Annotated in this window: 21 protein-coding genes; 13 read left to right on the plus strand and 8 right to left on the minus strand. The window is 61.7% G+C overall.

What is annotated here, in order from left to right:
* Positions 1 to 3: 3 nt before the first annotated feature.
* Together P3T17_RS16230 and acs are read right to left on the minus strand one after the other, a co-directional pair.
* Positions 4 to 387: a DUF4212 domain-containing protein gene (locus P3T17_RS16230; RefSeq protein WP_429407859.1), complete on the minus strand. Its 384-nt coding sequence runs from the start codon at positions 385 to 387 to the stop codon at positions 4 to 6.
* 76 nt (positions 388 to 463) lie between these two features.
* On the minus strand, positions 464 to 2,446 hold the full coding sequence (acs, locus tag P3T17_RS16235) for an acetate--CoA ligase (protein WP_429407861.1): 1,983 nt from the start codon (positions 2,444 to 2,446) through the stop codon (positions 464 to 466).
* Between the two features lie 702 nt (positions 2,447 to 3,148).
* Between acs and P3T17_RS16240 the strand changes: the two genes are divergently transcribed.
* The 8 genes from P3T17_RS16240 to P3T17_RS16275 all read left to right on the plus strand — a co-directional run bounded on the left by P3T17_RS16240 (position 3,149) and on the right by P3T17_RS16275 (position 9,678).
* The gene (locus P3T17_RS16240) at positions 3,149 to 3,703 is read left to right on the plus strand and encodes a TIGR00645 family protein (RefSeq protein WP_429287465.1); all 555 of its coding nucleotides are present in this window, start codon (positions 3,149 to 3,151) and stop codon (positions 3,701 to 3,703) included.
* Between the two features lie 55 nt (positions 3,704 to 3,758).
* Positions 3,759 to 5,282, plus strand: coding sequence for a fumarate hydratase (locus tag P3T17_RS16245; RefSeq protein ID WP_429407863.1), 1,524 nt, complete (start codon positions 3,759 to 3,761; stop codon positions 5,280 to 5,282).
* A 204-nt stretch (positions 5,283 to 5,486) separates the two neighbouring features.
* On the plus strand, positions 5,487 to 5,966 hold the full coding sequence (bfr, locus tag P3T17_RS16250) for a bacterioferritin (RefSeq protein WP_074265254.1): 480 nt from the start codon (positions 5,487 to 5,489) through the stop codon (positions 5,964 to 5,966).
* 98 nt (positions 5,967 to 6,064) lie between these two features.
* Positions 6,065 to 7,018, plus strand: coding sequence for a glutamate racemase (murI, locus tag P3T17_RS16255; RefSeq protein WP_429407865.1), 954 nt, complete (start codon positions 6,065 to 6,067; stop codon positions 7,016 to 7,018).
* Between the two features lie 197 nt (positions 7,019 to 7,215).
* Entirely contained in the window at positions 7,216 to 7,452 is a 237-nt protein-coding gene (locus P3T17_RS16260) for a (2Fe-2S)-binding protein (protein ID WP_074265255.1), read from the plus strand.
* 243 nt (positions 7,453 to 7,695) lie between these two features.
* Positions 7,696 to 8,442, plus strand: a complete 747-nt coding sequence (locus P3T17_RS16265) for an energy transducer TonB (protein WP_429407867.1) — start codon at positions 7,696 to 7,698, stop codon at positions 8,440 to 8,442.
* Between the two features lie 68 nt (positions 8,443 to 8,510).
* A complete protein-coding gene (locus tag P3T17_RS16270) occupies positions 8,511 to 9,242 on the plus strand; it encodes a MotA/TolQ/ExbB proton channel family protein (RefSeq protein ID WP_074265257.1) in 732 nt (243 codons plus the stop codon).
* 16 nt (positions 9,243 to 9,258) lie between these two features.
* Positions 9,259 to 9,678: an ExbD/TolR family protein gene (locus tag P3T17_RS16275; RefSeq protein ID WP_429407869.1), complete on the plus strand. Its 420-nt coding sequence runs from the start codon at positions 9,259 to 9,261 to the stop codon at positions 9,676 to 9,678.
* Positions 9,679 to 10,041: 363 nt separating this feature from the next.
* Here P3T17_RS16275 and P3T17_RS16280 read toward each other — a convergent pair whose 3' ends face one another.
* Positions 10,042 to 11,052 carry a LysR family transcriptional regulator gene (locus P3T17_RS16280; RefSeq protein WP_429407870.1) on the minus strand — a complete coding sequence of 337 codons (1,011 nt, stop codon included), beginning with the start codon at positions 11,050 to 11,052 and terminating at the stop codon, positions 10,042 to 10,044.
* 123 nt (positions 11,053 to 11,175) lie between these two features.
* Here P3T17_RS16280 and P3T17_RS16285 point away from each other — a divergent pair, with 123 nt between their 5' ends.
* The 4 genes from P3T17_RS16285 (at position 11,176) to hemP (ending at position 13,617) form a co-directional block, all read left to right on the plus strand.
* Positions 11,176 to 12,048 carry a pirin family protein gene (locus tag P3T17_RS16285; protein WP_429407871.1) on the plus strand — a complete coding sequence of 291 codons (873 nt, stop codon included), beginning with the start codon at positions 11,176 to 11,178 and terminating at the stop codon, positions 12,046 to 12,048.
* A 186-nt stretch (positions 12,049 to 12,234) separates the two neighbouring features.
* On the plus strand, positions 12,235 to 12,633 hold the full coding sequence (locus P3T17_RS16290; protein WP_074265261.1) for an OsmC family protein: 399 nt from the start codon (positions 12,235 to 12,237) through the stop codon (positions 12,631 to 12,633).
* Between the two features lie 55 nt (positions 12,634 to 12,688).
* Entirely contained in the window at positions 12,689 to 13,171 is a 483-nt protein-coding gene (locus tag P3T17_RS16295; protein WP_074265262.1) for an SRPBCC family protein, read from the plus strand.
* Between the two features lie 179 nt (positions 13,172 to 13,350).
* Positions 13,351 to 13,617, plus strand: a complete 267-nt coding sequence (hemP, locus tag P3T17_RS16300; RefSeq protein ID WP_074265263.1) for a hemin uptake protein HemP — start codon at positions 13,351 to 13,353, stop codon at positions 13,615 to 13,617.
* 299 nt (positions 13,618 to 13,916) lie between these two features.
* Here hemP and P3T17_RS16305 read toward each other — a convergent pair whose 3' ends face one another.
* The 5 genes from P3T17_RS16305 to uvrB all read right to left on the minus strand — a co-directional run bounded on the left by P3T17_RS16305 (position 13,917) and on the right by uvrB (position 19,569).
* Complete coding sequence (locus P3T17_RS16305) at positions 13,917 to 15,272, minus strand: 4Fe-4S binding protein (protein WP_429407915.1); 1,356 nt, start codon at positions 15,270 to 15,272, stop codon at positions 13,917 to 13,919.
* Positions 15,273 to 15,355: 83 nt separating this feature from the next.
* Complete coding sequence (locus P3T17_RS16310) at positions 15,356 to 16,201, minus strand: FTR1 family iron permease (RefSeq protein ID WP_429407873.1); 846 nt, start codon at positions 16,199 to 16,201, stop codon at positions 15,356 to 15,358.
* A gap of 57 nt (positions 16,202 to 16,258) precedes the next feature.
* Positions 16,259 to 16,591 (minus strand): cupredoxin domain-containing protein, encoded by a 333-nt coding sequence (locus tag P3T17_RS16315; protein WP_429407875.1) that lies wholly within the window; start codon positions 16,589 to 16,591, stop codon positions 16,259 to 16,261.
* Positions 16,592 to 16,621: 30 nt separating this feature from the next.
* Complete coding sequence (locus P3T17_RS16320) at positions 16,622 to 17,170, minus strand: iron transporter (protein ID WP_429407877.1); 549 nt, start codon at positions 17,168 to 17,170, stop codon at positions 16,622 to 16,624.
* Between the two features lie 305 nt (positions 17,171 to 17,475).
* The gene (gene uvrB, locus P3T17_RS16325; RefSeq protein ID WP_074265268.1) at positions 17,476 to 19,569 is read right to left on the minus strand and encodes an excinuclease ABC subunit UvrB; all 2,094 of its coding nucleotides are present in this window, start codon (positions 19,567 to 19,569) and stop codon (positions 17,476 to 17,478) included.
* 352 nt (positions 19,570 to 19,921) lie between these two features.
* On the opposite strand from uvrB, the gene P3T17_RS16330 reads away from it, so the two are divergent.
* Positions 19,922 to 21,121 (plus strand): amino acid aminotransferase, encoded by a 1,200-nt coding sequence (locus P3T17_RS16330; RefSeq protein ID WP_074265269.1) that lies wholly within the window; start codon positions 19,922 to 19,924, stop codon positions 21,119 to 21,121.
* Positions 21,122 to 21,229: the final 108 nt, after the last annotated feature.

The raw sequence follows: 21,229 nt of genomic DNA on the forward strand, positions 1-21,229 counted from the left end.
GGCTCAGTTTCCTCGCGCTGTGGTGGGGCTGGCCGGCGTCGTGCCAGGGTCGACGTTTGCGTCCGCATCGAACGCGCGTTGCAGCGTACGATCGGCGCGCTGCATCAGCACGATATAGACGACGATCAACGCCACGTAGATCAGGATCGCCCCTTGAGCGCCGACATAAAACGGCAGGCTGAAACCGGCGAAACGGACCTTCGACAATGCAGGCGCGGCCAGCGGCACCACGAACGAAACGAGAAAGCCGAGGGCCATCAATACGCCGATCGACAGCAGGTTGAAACGCCAGTAGCGTCGATGCGCGCGCGCCATCGCCGCCGAGACCGGAGGCGGTTCGGGAGGCGGATGAAGCGCGGATTGAGAGGGGGGATGCGGCGCGGCCATGCGCCTATGTATCAAAAAGGAACCGCGCAGGCAATCGGGGTTGTCCGCGCGGTGTCCTCAGAAGCTCACACTACACTCACAGCGACTCGCCAAGCTGATCGAGAATTGCCGGGTTCTCCAGCGTCGATACGTCCTGCGTAATCTCCTCGCCCTTGGCCAGCGAGCGCAGCAGGCGGCGCATGATCTTGCCCGAGCGCGTCTTCGGCAGGTTGTCGCCGAAGCGGATGTCCTTCGGCTTGGCGATCGGTCCAATCTCCTTGCCGACCCACGCACGCAGGTCGTTGGCAATCTTCACCGCTTCCTCGCCTTCCGGACGCGAGCGCTTCAGCACCACGAAGGCACACACGGCTTCGCCGGTCGTATCGTCCGGACGCCCCACCACCGCCGCTTCCGCGACGATCGGATTGGACACCAGCGCCGACTCGATCTCCATCGTGCCGAGCCGGTGGCCCGACACGTTGAGGACGTCGTCGATACGGCCCATGATCGTGAAGTAGCCGGTTTCCTTGTCGCGCACTGCGCCGTCGCCGGCGAGGTACAGCTTGCCGCCGAGCTCTTCCGGGAAATAGCTCTTCTTGTAGCGCTCCGGGTCACCCCACACGTTACGCAGCATGGAAGGCCACGGACGTTTGACCACCAGAATCCCGCCCTGCCCGTTCGGCACATCCTGGCCGGTCTCGTCGACCACCGCCGCCATGATGCCTGGCAGCGGCAGCGTGCACGAACCCGGCACCAGCGGCGTCGCGCCCGGCAGCGGCGTGATCATGTGACCGCCTGTCTCCGTCTGCCACCATGTATCGACAATCGGGCAACGGCCGCCACCGACGTTCTCGTGGTACCACATCCACGCTTCCGGATTGATCGGCTCGCCGACCGTGCCGATCACGCGCAGCGACGACAGGTCGTAGCTCTTCGGATGCACCTTCGCATCGGCTTCAGCGTATTTGATCAGCGAACGGATCGCGGTAGGCGCCGTATAGAACAGCGAGACCTTGTGCTTCGCGATCATGTCCCAGAAGCGGCCCGCATTCGGATAAGTCGGCACGCCTTCGAGCACCACCTGGGTGCCGCCGAGCGCCAGCGGACCATATGCGATGTAGCTGTGGCCGGTGATCCAGCCGATGTCCGCGGTACACCAGAACACATCCGTGGGCTTCCAGTCGAAGGTCCACTTCAGCGTCTGCGTGGCCCACAGCAGATAGCCGCCGGTGCTGTGCTGCACGCCCTTCGGCTTGCCGGTCGAACCCGAGGTGTAGAGGATAAAGAGCGGATGCTCGGCGCTGACCCACTCCGGCGCGCATTGGTCGGACTCGGCCTCGGTCAGCTCATGCATCCACAGGTCGCGGCCTTCGTTCCACGCAATCTTGCCGCCGGTGCGCCTGTAGACGATCACGCTCTTGACCGCTTCGCAGCCGCCCATCGCAAGCGCTTCATCGGCGATGTTCTTCAGCGGCAATGCCTTGCCGCCGCGCATCTGTTCGTCAGACGTCACCAGCGCCACGGCGCCTACGTCGACGAGGCGCTCATTCAGCGACTTCGACGAGAAGCCACCGAACACCACCGAGTGCGTCGCGCCGATCCGCGCGCAAGCCTGCATGGCGACGATGCCTTCGACCGACATCGGCATATAGATCACCACGCGGTCGCCCTTCTTCACGCCGCGCTTTTTCAGCGCATTGGCGAAGCGGCTCACGCGCTGCAGCAGGTCCTGATAGGTGACGTTGGTGACGGTGCCGTCGTCGGCCTCGAAGACGATCGCGACGCGCCCGCCGTTACCGGCTTCGACGTGGCGGTCCAGGCTGTTGTACGACGCGTTCAGTTCGCCGTCCTCGAACCACGTATAGAACGGCGCTTTCGACTCGTCGAGCACCTTGGTGAAGGGCTTGTTCCAGCTCAACGTCTCTTTCGCGAGACGCCCCCAGAAGCCTTCGTAATCGCGTTCCGCTTCGGCGGCGAGCGCCCGGTACGCGTCCATGCCGGAGATCGTCGCGCCCGCCATGGCTTCGGCGGAGGGTGGAAAAACGCGGCGTTCCTGAAGAACCGATTCAATCGCAGACATCGACTACCCCTTGGTGAAGATAAAACGAAAATCCTGTGCTGACGCGCCGGTGACGCGTCATGTCATGGTGGCGCCGCATAGCCTTTGCCCGCGACACCTGTCTCCAACCCTCGCGCGGACCCTTCACTGTCCGCGCAGCCGAACGGCGAAACCGCGTGCGGCACTGCAATATGCCGCAGTCTGAAGATCGACCCGTTCATCGCTCAAGATAAACGTTGCAACTTACCGGCCACTTACGCAAGCCTCATACAGCGGGATGCTACCCGCTTAAGCCTTGATATGGTGCCGTTGTGGGCTCGCCACCTGACGCGGCCCAAACCCTGGGAGCAAACGCCAGACCTTGGCGCTTATGTTTCAAAGGCACTTCTTCGGCCACGCCACCCGGAGGCCCGCTGGACGAGCGCCGGGCGCCTCGTACGCGCCCCTTTTACAATGCTAACTGAACTCCCCGTTCCAGTTCCACCTTGAAGCCAGACCTGCGCGTTTGCAGGACTCCACCAGGTAAACCCGGGTGTCGCTGTACAATAGCGCGCCTGCCGTGAGCTTGTTCGCCTGCTTTTCCGCGAGCGTCTCCGTGGGTTTGTCCGCGGTTTTGTGCGAAATGCCACGCCATTTCGCGCCGCCCACATTCATCGCCCTGAGCCACGATCCTTGCCCATGTCCGCTCCGCGCCCCGACTCCGCTGGTAAAACGCGCCGCCCAATGCGCCCGCTGCCCGCCATCATCTTCATGAGCCGCTGGCTGCAGGTGCCGCTTTACCTCGGTCTGATCATTGCGCAAGGCGTCTACGTCGTCCTGTTCATCAAGGAAGTCTGGCATCTGGTCACGGCCTCGATGACGCTCGACGAAACCAACGTCATGCTGGTCGTCCTCAGCCTGATCGACGTGGTGATGATCTCGAACCTGCTGATCATGGTGATCATCGGCGGGTATGAAACCTTCGTGTCGCGCCTCGGCGTAGAGGGTCATCCGGATGAGCCCGAGTGGCTCGATCACGTGAACGCCGGCGTGCTGAAGGTGAAGCTCTCCATGGCACTGATCAGCATTTCGTCGATTCACCTTCTGAAGACCTTTATCAGCCCGGACCAGAATACGACGCACACCATCATGTGGCAGGTGATCATTCACCTGGCGTTCCTGTTGTCCGCGGTAGTGATGGCCTTCGTCGACCGTCTGACCACGCATACGCACCCGGCGCATTTTTACGAGCCGCAGCGCGAGCAACCAGTTTCCCCTCCCCTGAAGGCGCAAGACTGATCGCGCAGCCCTTGCGATCCGTATAACAAGCGCCATTGTCCCCACAGAGCTAGCCATGACCGTCATCAAACAGGAAGATCTGATTCAGAGCATTGCTGATTCGCTTCAGTACATCAGCTACTACCACCCGCTCGATTACATCCAGGCCCTCGGCCGCGCCTACGAGCTCGAAGAGAGCCCCGCCGCGAAGGATGCGATTGCGCAGATCCTCACCAACAGCCGCATGTGTGCCGAAGGCAAGCGTCCGATCTGCCAGGACACCGGCATCGTCACGGTGTTCGTGAAGGTGGGTATGGATGTGCGTTGGGACGATGCGACGATGGGCGTCACCGACATGATCAACGAAGGCGTGCGCCGCGGTTATCTGAATCCGGACAACGTGCTGCGCGCGTCGATCGTGAGCCCGCCGGAAGGTGCGCGCAAGAACACCAAGGACAACACACCGGCCGTGATCCACTACGAGATCGTGCCAGGCGACAAGGTCGATGTGCAGGTCGCGGCCAAGGGCGGCGGCTCGGAGAACAAGTCGAAGTTTGCGATGCTGAACCCGTCGGATTCGATCGTCGACTGGATCATCAAGACCGTGCCGACGATGGGCGCCGGCTGGTGTCCGCCGGGCATGCTCGGCATCGGCATCGGTGGCACGGCTGAAAAGGCGATGCTGATGGCGAAGGAATCGCTGATGGATCCGATCGACATCCAGGACGTCATCGCGCGTGGTCCGAAAGACTGGATCGAAGAACTGCGTGTTGAACTGCATGAGAAGGTCAATGCACTGGGGATCGGCGCACAAGGTCTCGGCGGTCTCGCCACCGTACTCGACGTCAAGATCATGGCTGCGCCCACGCACGCTGCGAGCAAGCCGATCGCGATCATCCCGAACTGCGCGGCCACCCGTCATGCACACTTCACACTGGATGGCTCGGGCGTCGCGAAGCTCGAAGCGCCGTCGCTCGACGCATGGCCCAAAGTGCAATGGGAACCGGACACGCAAAAGAGCAAGCGCGTCGATCTGAACACGCTCACGCCAGCCGAAGTCGCTTCGTGGACGCCGGGCCAGACGCTCTTGCTGTCGGGCAAGATGTTGACGGGTCGCGACGCTGCGCACAAGCGCATCGCCGACATGCTCGCCAAGGGTGAAAAGCTGCCGGTGGACTTCACCAATCGCGTGATCTATTACGTCGGCCCGGTCGATCCGGTGCGCGACGAAGCGGTCGGCCCGGCGGGTCCCACTACTTCCACGCGGATGGACAAGTTCACCGAGACGATGCTGTCGCAAACAGGTCTCATTTCGATGATCGGCAAGGCCGAACGCGGTCCGGTTGCAATCGAATCCATCAAGAAGCACAAGGCGGCGTATCTGATGGCGGTGGGTGGTGCTGCGTATCTCGTGTCGAAAGCGATCCGCAGCGCCAAGGTGCTCGCGTTCGAAGACCTCGGCATGGAAGCCATCTACGAATTCGACGTGCAGGATATGCCGGTCACGGTAGCGGTCGATTCGAATGGCACGTCGGTACATCAGACCGGCCCGAAGGAATGGCAAGCAAAGATCGGTAAGATTCCGGTCGCAACGGTTTAAAACCCACTTCAGTGCCTGCCAATCTGGCAATGCAAAGCCGGGGCTCACGGTCCCGGCTTTTTCATTGAGCAGACCACAGCAACATCACCAACCCGTGACTCGCAACGGGTAAGCATCAAAAAATGCTTCGCTCCTTGGCTTTTTTGGGTCGGGCGTTTATTGTTGTTGAAAAATCGTATTTCAGAGTCCCACAAGGAAAAAATCATGCAAGGCGACAAGAAGGTTATCGAATATCTGAACTCGCAGTTGAAGAACGAACTCACTGCGATCAACCAGTACTTCCTGCACGCCCGGATGTACAAGCATTGGGGCCTCGATAAGCTCGGCAAGCATGAATACGATGAATCGATCGGCGAAATGAAGCATGCCGACTGGCTGATCGAACGCATTTTCATGCTGGACGGTCTGCCGAATCTGCAAGACCTGCACAAGCTGCTGATCGGCGAGGAAACCAAAGAGATTCTCGAATGCGACCTGAAGCTCGAACAGATTTCGCAGAGCACCTGCAAGGAAGCGATTGTGTATTGCGAATCAGTACGCGATTTCATCTCGCGTGAAATCTTCGTGAAGATTCTCGACGACACTGAAGAACATATTGACTGGCTGGAAACGCAACTGGATCTGATCGACAAGGTCGGCATCCAGAATTACCAGCAAAGCGGCATGGGCTCGATCGAGTCCTAAGCCATGCAGCCCGCGTACTCTGCGATGGACGACGCGGGCTCGATTGTTTGCCTTTTCCTGTGCCCCTCTCTGTCCTCTCTGCTGCCGTGACCGCGCCCATGCACACTGCTTCGTCAGACGCAGGCCTTATTGCGCCCACCTCGTCTTCATCATCTTCCAGCGCTTCCCTGGAGCAGGCCGTCAGCGAGGCTCATGCCACAGGCAAGACGCAGGATCACGCATCTCATGCTCCGATAGGCGTGTTCGACTCGGGTCTGGGCGGTCTGTCCGTGTTGCGCGCGCTGCGCACGCAATTGCCTGACGAAGCGGTCATCTATGTGGCCGATTCGCTGTACGCGCCTTACGGTGAACGCGACGACGATTTCATCGCCGACCGCACACTCGCGATCGGGGAATGGCTCGTCAAGCAGGGCGCGAAAGTGCTGGTGGTGGCGTGCAACACCGCGACGGCTCAATCCATTGCGCTGGTGCGCGAGCGCTTGCCGATTCCTCTGATCGGCGTCGAACCGGGTATCAAACCGGCGGCCCTGCAGTCGAAATCCCGCGTGGCCGGCGTGCTCGCCACTCAGGTGACGCTGCGTAGCGCCCGCTTTCAGACACTGCTGGAACGCTATGCCGCGGACTGCCGGTTTCTCTGCCAGCCTGGCCATGGACTGGTACAGGCCATCGAACGCTGCGATATCGGCTCAGCTGAGTTGCGCGCGCTGCTCGACAGCTACCTGCAACCGATGCTCGACGCCGGCGCCGACACGCTGGTGCTCGGCTGCACGCACTATCCGTTTCTGGATGCGGCGATCCGCGATATCGTCGGTGAGCGCATGACGCTGATCGATACCAGCGTTGCTATTGCCCGGCAGGTGGAGCGCATTCTCGATCAGCACGGCTTGCGCGCCGCGCCGGGCTCGGCAGTCGATCTGCCCCGGTTTTGCTCGACCAGTGACGGTGCGCATCTGCAACAACTCGCCGCCACACTGTTGCACGTCGACGCCCCGGTAGAGCGCGTCGTAATTCCGTCGCGGCGCACACTCGCGGCTGACTCCGAGGCTGCTTAAGGGGCTGGGCTGGGCCGGCCCCGCCGGCCGCCGCCCGCCCCACCCCACACAGCCGACACCCCATCCGCCCCCAACTCTAAACCAGGTTATCCCTCCTAACAGGCTGGTTTTGTTACAAAAATTCCCGCAGGACGCTTGCCAAATGCATCAAACATAATGATAATAATTCGCATTAACGTTAGCTATTACGACCCACCATGATCGTTTGCGTGTGCAAGTCTGTTTCCGACCGGAAGATCCGTGCCTCGATCGCGGATGGCGTCGACTCGTTCGATGAGCTTCAGTTCGAGCTGGGCGTCGCTACCTGCTGCGGCAAGTGCGAAGAGTCCGTGCGCGATGTGATGGCGCAAAGCGGTGTCTGCGCGAGCCGCTGTGGGGTCGAGCATCATGCACATCCGGTGCCGCTCACGTTCTACGAACGCAAGGCCGCCTGATCCTGCCGGCACGGCGCTCCCGCCGTGCCTCAAGCGTCCCGGCCGCCTCGGCTTCACGCTTTAGTCCACTGCCGTCAGCAAGCCAGTATACGTACGAGCCAGCTACCCGCTCACCCCGTCAAGGAGTTCGAGATGGAATTGCTGATTGGTTTCGTGACCACCCTATGTATCTCGCTGCTGATATTCCGAAAATGACGCTGTCTTGTCGTAGACCCGGTATCGACGGCGCCTGGCCGCGCTGACATGCCCGCCTCGCACTCCCTCCCAGCCAGCCTCGGGCCGGCGCCTTCCAGCCGTATGAATTCCCGCGCGGTTACAGCCATCGCTGCCGTCGCCCTGATTCACGTCGCACTGCTTGCGGTGATCATGAGCGTACGTCACGACGAGCCGGTGCGCCCCATCGAGTCGCGCACTCTGACCGCCGAGTTGTTGAGTCCCGCGCCGGTGGCCGCGCCCGCCGCAGTGCAATCGATCGCCCCGCCGCCGCCCAAGCCGACGCCGCCCGTCCCGCACGCGAAGCCGAAGGCCCAGGCGCGGCCTACTCCGACGCCCAAGCCGACGCCGATGCCCTTGCCGCAAGCGGCAGCGCCTTCGCCGACGGCGCCCGCCGCCGCGCCGTCCGCACCGCCTGCTCCGGCCGCCCCAGCGGCGCCGGCCCCGACGGCCGCGGCTGCGCCGGCCATCGGTCGGCCGACGATGGAAATCAGCGCACCCAAGAACGTCACGCATCTCGACTGCAATATCGCGAAGCCCGATTACCCGATGCTGTCGAGGCGTCGCGGCGAAGCCGGCACCGCCTACGTCCGGTTTGTCGTGGGTCTGAACGGCAATCTCGAGGACATCGCCCTGAAAAAAAGCAGCGGCTTCGACCGCCTCGACGACGCAGCACTCGCCGCCGTGCGCGCAAGCACGTGCAAGCCGTATCTCGAGGACGGCGTGCCGATGCGGGCCGCCTACACCCAGCCGTACGAATTCGGTCTGAATGACTAGGCGCAGGTGGCTGAACTCAACTGAGCGCAACTGACCGACTCAAGCAGATTTTAAAAAAAGGAATCGCAATGCAGAACTACGGATTGGCCCACGTCTGGGCCCAAGGGGATTTCGTGACGCGCGGCATCGCGCTCGCGTTGCTGATCATGTCGGTGCTGTCCTGGAGCGTCATCGTCATCAAAGGCTGGAACGTGGTGCGCCTCAAACGTCTGACGAAGAATGCCGAACAGGCATTCTGGCATTCCGACGATCTCACGGACGGCGTGCAGAAACTGGGCGCACGCTCCTCGTCGCCGCAGGACAATCCGTTTCTCGCGCTCGCGCTGTCGGGTCAGGAAGCGGCCGATCACCATCACCAGACGCAACCGCATCTGCACGACCGTATGGACGTGTCGGACTGGATCACGCGCTGTCTGAAAGACACCATGGACGACAGCATCGCCCACATGCAGAGCGGCCTGGCGATCCTCGCGTCGATCGGCAGCACGGCACCCTTCGTCGGTCTGTTCGGCACGGTGTGGGGCATCTATCACGCGCTGCTGGCGATCGGCGCGAGCGGCCAGAGCTCGATCGATCAGGTAGCCGGGCCGGTCGGCGAGGCGCTGATCATGACCGCCTTCGGCCTGTTCGTGGCGATTCCGGCGGTGCTCGGCTATAACGCGCTGACCCGCGCGAACAAGGCGCTCGTCACCAAGCTGAACCGTTTCGCCCACGGCCTGCATGCGTTCTTCGTGACGGGCGCGCGCCTGTCGTCGTCCAAGCGTGGCGACGGGCTGCGACTCGCCACGCGCGCCAACTGATCAGCGAGGTACTCCGATGGGAATGAGCCCCTTCGCCAGCGACGATGACGATGGCCTGATGAACGAAATCAACATGACACCGCTCGTCGACGTCATGTTGGTTCTCCTGATCGTCTTCATGGTGACGATTCCGGTGATCCGCCACGCCGTGAAAGTCGATCTGCCGCATGCAAGCAGCCAGAAAGAAGAGACCAGGCCGGTGCAGGTGAACGTGTCGGTGCAAGCTGACGGCACCGTGCTGTGGGATGAACAGAAGGTCAGCGACGACGAATTGCGCGCCAAGATCGAACAGGCCGCAAAGGCAAGCCCGCAACCTGAACTGCATCTGAACGCAGATCGTAAGGTGGCCTATGAAAAGGTTGCACAGGTCATGTCAGCGGCGCAGGCCGGCGGTCTCACGAAAATCGGCTTCGTGACGCAGCCTGTCAGCCACTAACACTAACACTAGCGCCAGCACCGTCCGGATGCAAAATAGCCCTGATTTTCAGGGCTAAAAGTAAAAGGCCTTCATCGTCGGATGAAGGCCTTTTTTTGTGCGCACAAGGCGCCTTCGGGCGGCGAGATCACCTGCTATCGGATGAGTAGCGAGCGACTCCACATGCGACAGCCGTGTTCGACACGGACAGCGCGATCAGCCCTATCAGGCTCGCTATGATAGCGGCCATGAGTTTCCGCATAGGAGACTCCTTAGCGGAGGGATTTCACTATAAGCCCGCCAGCCCACGCATTCAAGCAAAGACCCATTGAAAGTACTCATCACAGGCGGCGCTTAAATGCCAAAACGATATGACGCAGTGCTTCAAACGGTCGTAGGCTGAGCAATGGATTGCTCGATCGTCGTCCGCACGGTCTTGCGCTTTTCTGCTGCAGCCTCCGGGCATTCGCCAATGGTGTGCTTGCCGGTATCCGGGTCCAGCATCTCGACCAGATAGTCGACGAACGCCCGCACCGCAGGCACCATGCCCTGCCGCGAAACGAACACCGCATAGAGCTGCGGCGCAGGTAGCGTCCATCCCGGCATCACCGGCGACAACTGCCCGGCGCGCAGCGCAGCGCCGTACATCATTTCGGGCAATGCGGCGATGCCGACACCTGCCAGCACCGCCTCGCGGATCGTCATCAGATCGGCGCTCACCAGACGTGGTTCGTGTTCAAGTATGTGTCGCGTGCCGTCCGGTGAGATCAGCTGAAACACGTGGCGGCCGTCGGTGGTGGGCGTATCGAGCGTCTCGAAGCGGTTCAGGTCGGATGGCAGGAGCGGCGGCGCGTTTTGCTGCAGCAGGCTCGGTGCGCCGACCAGCATCTGCTGCGTGCGCCACAACGGCCGAACGACGATATTGGCGTTTTCCGGCGGCTCCGAGCGGATCCGCAATGCAACATCAATCGAATCTTCAAACAGGTCGACGACGCGATTGGTCACGCGCATCACCACCCGAACCTCTGGATAGCGGTGCATGAATTCCGGCAGGATCTGCGAGAGCAATGTCTGCGAAATGGTGACCGGCACGCTCACGCGCACCGAGCCGCGCGGCGACGAGCGTAGCTGCTGCACCACGTTGACGGCCGCCTGCGCCTCCGACAGCATCGCCTGGCAATGCTGATAGAACAGCTGCCCCGCCTCGGTCAGCGCGAGCTTGCGCGTGGAGCGCTGCAGCAAACGCACCCCGAGCGACGCCTCCAGCTCGGTCAGACGCCGCGACAGACGTGACTTCGAGATGCCCAGCACCCGCTCGGCCGCGGAGAATCCGCCGTGCTCGACGACCTGCGAGAAGTACATCAGGTCGTTCAGATTGTGCGAATCGATCTTCATCTCATCGTTCCATGAATAGAACAATCCATTGCGTGAGGGTGGCTGGCACCGCTAAAAACGGTCCCTATAATAGCTCTATGTTTCAGAAATAGTGCTATTCCCCATTTTTTAAGGTGACTTTGGATGAGCTCGACACGCACGATCGAACGCACGTATCCCGCGGTTCGCACGACCGAAGGCGGCGGCTTTATCGTCCATCGCCCGTTTCCGACGCGCATGCTGATGGACTTCGACCCGTTTCTGCTGCTCGACGAAATGGGCCCGATCGACTACGCGCCCGGCGAAGCCAAGGGCGCGCCGGATCATCCGCACCGCGGCTTCGAAACGGTCACATACGCGCTTGAGGGCCAGTTCGGCCATAAGGACTCGGCGGGCCACTCGGGTACGCTGAACGCCGGCGATGTGCAATGGATGACCGCAGGCGCCGGGGTCGTCCACAGCGAAATGCCGGATCCGGAATTTGTGCGTACCGGCGGCCGGGTGCATGGCCTGCAGGTGTGGGTGAATCTGCCGCGCAGCGACAAGATGATCGCGCCGCGCTATCAGGAGATGCCATCGGCAAAGATTCCGGTGGCGACCTCTGCGGACGGCCAGGTGCGCGTGAAGGTGATTGCGGGCGAAGCGCTGGGCGTGGCGGCGGCCATCGAAACCCGCACGCCGATCCTGTACCAGCATTTCACGCTGCAACCGGGCGCGAAGATCGAGCATGCCGTGCCGGCGAATTACCGTGTGTTCGCCTATGGGTTGTCGGGCAACGGCTTCTACGGCGAGTCTCGCAGCGAAATCGGACCTCGCCAGATGGTTGTGTTCAACAATGACGGGGATACGGTCACGCTGGCCGCCGGCGAGGAACCGCTCGATGTGTTGCTGCTGGGCGGCGCGCCGCTGAAGGAACCGGTGGTGCGCTACGGGCCGTTTGTGATGAACACCGAGGACGAGATTCGCCAGGCCGTGATCGATTACCAGGCCGGGCGGATGGGGCAGATCACGCACTGAGCGTTGCCCCTGCGCGGCAGGCGGGCGCGACGGCCGTATGCGGCGCGCCCGCTAACGGCGCCGTGCTGCCGTGACCTCTGCGGCGCGAAGCCGGGCGATTTCGTTCACAATAGCGGCTCATGCCGCGCGCCCTTGACCTCTGTACCCTGCGCCGCGCGGCGCCCCCGTCCCTGTTCAGGAGCGCGCATGGCAGAGTCCACCGTCACCGCCCACATCGGCGCGACGAATTTCCAGGTTCTTCTCGACGACGGCACACACACCTGGATCGCCGATGAACCGGAATCGCTCGGCGGCGGCGATCGCGGGCCTGCCCCGGTGACGCTGCTGCTGGCGAGCCTTGGCGCCTGTACCTCGATCACGCTGAAGATGTATGCGCAGCGCAAGGGCTGGCCGCTGGCCGACGTGCGTGTGACGCTATCCATCGAGACCGGAGCCGAGGGCTCGACGATCGACCGGCGAGTCGTGCTCGAGGGCGAGCTGTCCGACGAGCAACGCGAACGCTTGCTGCAGATCGCCAACGCGTGTCCGGTCCACAAGATCCTGACGCATCCGATCACGATCCGTACGGGCCTTGCCGCTGCCTAACGCCGCGCGCGCTGACAACATGGGCATCGCTTAGCTTGAAGAGGAAGCCTCCGTTTTGAATTTCGAACACCTAATCCAGATCAACGACCCGTTGAATCCGTTCGTCGAAGCCATGACCCGCGAGCAGTTGTGGGAAGGACTGGTGCTGCGCGCCGAACAGCCGCAACTGTTCGTGCTGGGGCTCGACACATGCACGATCCTGTCGCGTACCGGGGACACGCTCGAGCGCGAACTGCACTACGGGCAGGCTACGGTGCGCGACCGCGTCACGCTGCTCGCCAACCAGAGCGTGCGCTACGACATCCTCGCCACCGAATCGCACGTAGGCGGTTCGCTCACGATGACCATCGAGCAGCCCGACGAGTTGCAGTTGTTCCTGCGCTTCGAATACACCACCACCCTGCCCGTTTCCGACGACGAGGATGCACGTCAAACGCAGGAGATCGTCAAATCGGCGTACCGCGAGTCGGACATCGATACGGTGCGGTTGATTCGCCAGTACGTGCAAGGCAACAAGGCGCCTGGCGCGCTGCATTGAGGCCTGGCGGGGCGGGTATTGCTAGAGTTGGTGAAGTATACGCGTTGCGCTCACCGCTCCTGCGGTGAACCTACCAGCCCCAGCTATCGAAACTGTAATCCGATGAATTTGTCGATCTTGTAAATGGGAACGATTATCATTTAGAATCACTCCATCGAATCGACAAACCGACGGAACGAATGAACGACCTCACACGCTCTTCTACGCTTAGCCTGCGCCGCCCAGCGGCGGCTGCGCTAACCAGCCGTCCGAAAGCCATCAGCACGACCGCTGCTCCGCGGCCGTCCGCCGAACGCAGTCCGTCGACGCCGGCCGCAAACACTTCCGCGCCGGCAGTCCGTAGCGAGACGCTGCTCCAGGGCCGCAGTCACGTCAGCATCGTGCATAACGGCGAGACCTACCAGCTTCGCGCCACGCGGCTCGGCAAACTGATTCTGACCAAGTAACGAGGTATCTACCGGGTATTGTGGGGACCACCTCCTCGAGAGGTGTTGGGCATTAGCCAGCAACGACGGCTTGCACGCGAGATCTAGACCCCTTCGTGCAAACACACCAAGCCAGCCGTCACAGCAAGCCACGCCGTTTTTTTGGGTTCCCACCCAACGCGGACATGCGCCAAAGCGCTTGTCGCAACTGCTGAACGAGTCGTATGAAGAAGCCGTGTGGATGGCGACATCCCACGGCTTTTGTGTTTGCGGCGCTGTCTGCGGAAGCGCGGGTGGAGTAGTTGGTGTTCAACGCGCCGCTAGCGCGTCCAGCCCCAGAACATCAGCCACCACGCACTATCGACAACGGCGAGTGCAGTGATAAACCACACCATCGCAAAGCCGCGCTGGAAAAGCCGCTCACTGTAGCGGCGTGTGACGAGCCATGCGAGCCAGGCGCTCCACAGGTTGGCCACAGCCAGAATGGCAATGCGCAGATCCGTCGCCCACCACAGCGAGACATGCTCGGCGCGTAATAGCGACAGTGTGGTCGCCGACAGCCCGAGAAACACGCCAGCACCCGCGAGCGGAATCAGCCCCTGCGCGAGATGATGCAGCCGCTCCGTCGTCGCAAACTTGCCCAGCGTGCGGGATGCGCCCATCAGCAACACCAGCAGGATCGTGCCGTAGACGAGCCCAGTCGCAACGATGTAGCCGATCACGAGCGAGCCGTCGAGCCACGAAAATACATCGTTCTGCTCAGGATAGTGCGTGAAGAGAAACCACGGCGGGTTGGTGTCGAGCGGCCAGGTGATATCGTGATCCACGAGCCAGGTGGCGAGAACCATCTTCAGATCGACGAACCACGTCGACACCGTCCAGTGAAACGCGCCAATCGCAATGCCTAGCAGTCCATACAGAATTAGCGCGGTGTCCCAGGCGCTTGCCTGCCGATCGCCAAGCTCCACGATTTCCGACGACGGTGCGCGCCATGTCAAGGCAATCGCATCACGATGTCCACTGCAGCGGCCGCACATATGGCACGACGCCGCACCCTTCATGCTGCGCAGCGGCACCAGCGGGGCGCAATTGATCGGAATCACGCGATGGCCGTGTTCGCCCTCTTTATACGAGCGGCGCCAGGCGTCTTCGTCGACCTTGTAGTGAAACGGTGCGAGTCGCGCCAGAAGCGCGAAAACCCCGTTGACGGGGCAGAGATACTTGCACCAGACGCGCTTCTCGCGCCCATACAGCAGGCCGATAATCATCGCGGCAAAAGTCGAGCCGCCGAGCACCAGCAACACCGCCTTCGGATACTGATAGACACTCACCATCTGACCGTAAATGGTGGTGAGACCGAAGGCGACAAACGGCCAGCCGCCCCAGCGCATCCAGCGAGGAATCGCCCAGCCGCGGCCGAATTTGCTGGCGAACTCGGCGAGCGTGCCCTCGGGGCACAGCACGCCGCACCATACGCGACCCAGCATCACCATGGAAAGCAACACGAACGGCCACCAGATACCCCAGAACACGAACTGCGCGGCAAGCGTCAGGTTATTCCAGAGATGCGCCGTTTCGTCCGGCAACGGCGAGAACGCCGGCACGAGAATCAGGAACGCGTATACCGCGACGACGACCCACTGGATGCCGCGAATCAGCGCGCCGTGACGCTGCATCCACTGGCCCGCCGCTGCGAGCCGGCCTGGGCCGCTCGCGGGGTTGGCGTGGTCGAGGTGTTTTGAGCGGCGCAACGCCCCTCTCATGCTGCGCGCCCCGCCGCCTGCTGCGCCGGCTGCCGGTTAGCGCGGCGCACCAGCAGATAGACGATACCCCAGTACAACGCATACGCGATCAGGTTCATCAGCGCGGGATGCGCGCGATAGCCAGTGAGCGTGGCAACGAGCGACCCGAACGTGCTCGAATCGTCTAGCAGCGCCGAGGTGTTCCACAATTGATCGACAAACGTGGGAAGAATTTCCTTGTCGATCAGCTTGTCGACGCCGGTCTGGAACAGGCCCGCACCGAGAAACAGCAACATGATCTCGGTGACGCGGAAAAAGAGCCGCCACGAGAAAAGCTTGCCACCCAGTTGCAACACGTAGAACGTCAGGAATGCGAGAGCGAGGCCAATCAGCACGGCCAGTATCTGGCCGCCGTCGACGTGGCCCGACTGGCCGAAGCCGAGGCCATACAGAAAGATGACCGTTTCGCTGCCTTCACGCGCGATTGCGAGTGCGACCAGCACGGCGATGCCCCACCAGTTCGAGTCGCGCGTGCTCTGTTGCAGCGACTGCTCCATGTCACGCTTGAGCGTGCGGCCATGCCGCTTCATCCACAGCACCATCTGCACGATCAGCACGCACGCAACCAGCACCATCGCAGTTTGAAAGTAGTCCTGCGCGTCGCCGGACAGGACTTCAGTGAATCCGATCAACGCAGCTCCGAGCGCGATCGCCGCAAGGATGCCCGCGCCGACGCCCGCCCACAAATACGGCAGACCGCGGCGCGCGTTGTCGTCGCCGTTCTTCAGCCACGCGTACAGAATACCGACGACCAGCAGCGCCTCGACGCTCTCCCGCCACACGATGAACAACACCTGACCCATCGAACTTCTCCTGCTACCTGAGCGGACGCCAGGCGCCCGCACTCAATACTGCCGGACCTACTTCGCGACGATCACACCCTGTGCCTGCTGATGAAAATCGTCGAAAAACTTATATTCACCCGGCGACAGCGGCGCGATCACCACGAACGAATCCGCGCCCGGCGCGAGCACCTTCTCCTTACGCAACTGGACGCTCTCAAATTCAGCCGCGCCCTTGCCCGTGTTGCGCACCTCGATCTTGATGCGCTGTCCGGCCGGCACCTCGATGCGCGCCGGATTGAGCGTGCCGTCCGCCATTTCAAGCTTGAACGTGGGCAGGTCGGCAGCGTGCGCGGCGCCCACGAGCGAACTCGTCATGGCGAGGATCGCGATGTTTCGGTTGATTCTCATGGGCCCTTCCAGACAAATGCCGCGCGTTGATCAGTACCCGCCCTTCTTGCCGATGCCCGCATACGTAAAGTCGTATTCGAGCGTGAACGGCTTGAACCAGGGACCCACGCCGGTTTCCTTGTCGACGTGACGGCCGAAGGCCATGTGGCCGGTTTGCATCGGCGGTGCGATAAAGAGCTTGAGGTGGTATTTGCCAGGGCCTTGCAGCTTGACGTTGTCGCCGTAGTGCGGACCGTCGTCGGCGACCATCGCCATCATGTCGCCCTTCTGCGTCTGGGTGGAGCCGGCCTTCGTGAGTTCATAGCTCACTTGCAGATAAGGCATCCAGTCGCCTTCCGCGAAACCAGTCGGGTTGTTCTTGACCGCGTGGATGTCGGCCTCGAGGTGGACGTCCGAATCGGATGCCTTGCGCATCATGCCTTCCGGTTCCATCGTGATCGGCTGCAGATAGACCGCGCCGATTTCCATGCCACCCTGAATCTGCTGCTTGCCGATCGGATACTCGGCGGCCGTTGCCGTGATGGCTGCCACCGCTGCGACGGCTACCATGCCGCCGCGCACGAATGAAGAAACCCGCATTGAAACTCCTTGTTTTTTAGACTGAAATGCTGAACGCCAGCGCCAAAACCGGTGCCCGCTCAGCATTCAATACACTTTCTCATAATTACTAACGCTAATGCGAACTATTCGTATTATTGAGCGAATCTTACCAGTTTTTGGAGTCGAAAACAAATGACGACGCCGGGAAACCCTTTCTCAGCAAGGATTTCATGAGACGTCAAAAACGGGGATTGTCCTGACACGACCGTCAGGCGAATCCTTACTAGAAGGCTTCGCCTGAGGTCAGAGTCGGGTAGGAAGGATGGAGCTTAGAGGTGACGTAACTAGCTGGTGCCGGTCAGGTGGTCGCCGACATTGGCGCCAAATACCCGTTGCCGCAGCAGCGCCAGTTGATCGCGCGTCTGAGCCGCCTTTTCGAATTCGAGGTTCTTGGCGTGCTCCATCATCTGCTTCTCGAGCCGCTTGAGTTCCTTCGACAACTGTTTCTCGGACATGTCCTCGAACTTCGCGCGCTGTTGCTGTTCCTGCAACTCCGCGCGCGCTTCGTCGACGTTATAGACGCCGTCGATGATGTCCTTGATGCGCTTGACCACACCACGCGGCGTGATGCCCATCTCGAGGTTAAAGGCGATCTGCTTGTTGCGGCGCCGTTCAGTTTCGTCGATGGCGCGGCGCATCGAATCGGTGATGCGGTCCGCGTACAGGATCGCCCGGCCGTTCACGTTCCGCGCGGCCCGGCCGATGGTCTGGATCAGCGAGCGTTCGGCGCGCAGGAAGCCTTCCTTGTCCGCATCGAGAATCGCCACCAGCGACACTTCCGGAATGTCGAGCCCCTCACGTAGCAGGTTGATCCCCACCAGCACGTCGAACGTGCCAAGCCGCAGATCACGGATGATTTCGACACGCTCGACCGTGTCGATGTCGCTGTGCAGGTAACGCACCTTGACGCCGTGGTCCGCGAGAAACTCGGTCAACTGTTCAGCCATGCGCTTGGTCAGCACCGTGACCAGCACGCGGTCGCCCGCCTTGACGCGCTCGTTGATTTCGGCGAGCACATCGTCAACCTGGGTACGCGCCGGACGCACCTCGATTTCGGGGTCGACGAGGCCGGTTGGCCGGACCAGTTGCTCGGCCACCTGCCCTGCCGTCTTCTGCTCGTAATCAGCGGGCGTGGCCGACACGAATACCACCTGGCGCATCTTGCGTTCGAACTCGTTGAACTTGAGCGGACGGTTATCGAGCGCGGATGGCAGACGGAAACCATAGTTGACCAGGTTCTCCTTGCGTGCCTTGTCACCGTTGTACATACCGTTCAACTGACCGATCAGCACGTGCGATTCGTCGAGCAGCATCAGGGCGTCGCTCGGCAGGTAGTCGACCAGCGTCGGCGGCGGTTCGCCCGGCGCCGCGCCCGAGAAGTGCCGCGAATAGTTTTCGATGCCTTTGCAGAAGCCCAGTTCCTGCAGCATTTCCAGGTCGAAACGGGTGCGCTGCTCGAGACGCTGCGCCTCCACCAGCTTGCCTTCGCTGTAGAAAAACTCGAGCCGGTCGCGCAGTTCGGCCTTGATCGTTTCCACGGCTCGCATCACGGTCTCGCGCGGCGTCACATAGTGCGACGACGGGTACACCGTGAAGCGTGGAATTTTCTGACGCACACGGCCCGTCAGCGGGTCGAACAGTTGCAGGGTTTCGATTTCGTCGTCGAACAATTCGACACGCACCGCCATTTCCGCGTGTTCCGCCGGGAAGATGTCGATCGTGTCGCCGCGCACGCGGAACGCGCCGCGCTGGAACTCGGTTTCGTTGCGGTTGTACTGCATGGCGATCAGCCGCGCGATGATGTCGCGTTGACCGATCTTGTCGCCGGTGCGCAGCGTCAGAATCATCTGATGATATTCGGACGGGTTACCGATACCGTAAATCGCCGACACCGTCGCCACGATCACCACGTCGCGCCGTTCCATCAGACTCTTCGTAGCCGAGAGCCGCATCTGCTCGATATGCTCGTTGATCGACGAGTCTTTCTCGATGAACAGGTCGCGCTGCGGAACGTACGCTTCCGGCTGGTAGTAGTCGTAGTACGAGACAAAGTACTCGACGGCGTTGCGCGGGAAAAACTCGCGGAATTCCGAGTAAAGCTGCGCCGCCAGCGTTTTATTCGGCGCAAAGACAATCGCCGGACGGCCGAGCCGCGCGATGGTGTTCGCCATCGTGAAGGTCTTGCCGGAGCCGGTCACGCCGAGCAGCGTCTGGAACGACAGGCCATCCTCGACACCTTCGACGAGCGTGTCGATAGCGGTGGGCTGGTCGCCAGCAGGCGCGTACGGCTGATAGAGCTGGAACGGCGAGCCTTCGAACGTCACGAATTTCGACTCGTCGAGAGCGTCGTTGACTTCAGTCAGATGATGTTCGGACATGTGTGCGGCACCGGGGCCTGGGCAAAGGACTATTCTAGCGGTTTGCGGGAGCGCGGGCTGAGCCGGCGACCGAGGGATGACTTGCTTGATTCGCTGGACGCGAGCCGCTTCCGATGCGGTAAAGAAGCGCCCGTATAGCCATGCAAGCTGTAACGTTGCCGCCCTTTTTCAGGGCCGCCGCCGCGGACATCAAGGCGCCGCCGGCTTGTCGAATCTGATGCCAAAGCGCTGTTTTTCAAGCAAATAATCCCGCCCCGTGGACAGGATGGGTCAAAAAACCCGTCAGGATTCGCTACAATGGCATGCTGCGCTCTTCGCTGCCGCCCCTCTTTTTTACTACTGCCGAACCATCATGTCTCTGTTCTCCGCCGTCGAACTTGCTCCCCGCGACCCGATCCTGGGCCTGAACGAAGCTTTCAACGCTGATACGCGTACCACCAAGGTCAACCTGGGTGTGGGCGTGTACTTCAATGAAGAAGGCAAGATTCCGCTGCTGCGCGCCGTGCGCGACGCGGAAAAGGCGCGTGTCGAAGCGGCGCTGCCGCGCGGCTACCTGCCGATCGAAGGCATTGCGGCTTACGACGCGGCCGTCCAGAAGCTGCTGCTCGGCAACGACTCGCCGTTGATCGCCGCGGGCCGCGTGGTCACCGCGCAGGCATTGGGCGGCACGGGCGCATTGAAGATCGGCGCCGACTTCCTGAAGCGCCTGAACCCGGCCGCCAAGGTCGCGATCAGCGATCCGAGCTGGGAAAATCACCGTGCGCTGTTCGAAAGCGCCGGCTTCGAAGTCGTGTCGTATCCGTACTTCGACGCGAAGACCAACGGCGTGAACTTCGAAGGCATGCTGAGCGCGCTGAACGGCTATGAGGCAGGCACGGTCGTCGTGCTGCACGCCTGCTGCCACAACCCGACCGGCGTCGACCTGAGCGCGGCCCAATGGCAACAGATCGTCGAAGTCGTCAAGGCGCGCGGCCTGGTGCCGTTCCTCGACATCGCCTATCAAGGCTTCGGCGACAACATCGAATCGGACGCGTCGGCTGTGCGTCTGTTCGCGCTGGCTGAACTGAATGTGTTCGTGTCGTCATCGTTCTCGAAGTCGTTCTCGCTGTATGGCGAGCGCATCGGCGCACTGTCGATCATCACGGCCAGCAAGGAAGAGGCTTCCCGCGTGCTCTCGCAACTGAAGCGAGTGATCCGCACGAACTACTCGAACCCGCCCACGCACGGCGGCTCGGTGGTCGCAGCCGTTCTCGCTTCGCCGGAACTGCGCGCCACGTGGGAAACGGAACTCGCCGAGATGCGCGACCGTATCCGTGCGATGCGTAACGGTCTGGTGGAACGTCTGAAGGCAAGTGGTGTGGACCGCGACTTCAGCTTCGTGAACGCGCAACGCGGCATGTTCTCGTACTCGGGGCTGACGTCGGCGCAAGTGGACCGTCTGCGTGAAGAATTCGGCATCTATGCGGTGAGCACGGGCCGCATCTGTGTGGCTGCCCTGAATACGCGTAACCTCGATGCTGTCGCCAACGCGATCGCTCACGTTCTGAAGTAATGCTTTGAGGGAGAGCGGCGCGGTTAAGCGCCGCTCTTTCTCTAGTCAGGTTGTATGAACAACGGCGCCCACCCCGGGCGCCGTTTTCATTTGGCCAGAGCGTTAGCG

The sequence above is a fragment of the Paraburkholderia sp. GAS82 genome (assembly GCF_050436285.1).
GTDB lineage: Bacteria > Pseudomonadota > Gammaproteobacteria > Burkholderiales > Burkholderiaceae > Paraburkholderia > Paraburkholderia phenazinium_B.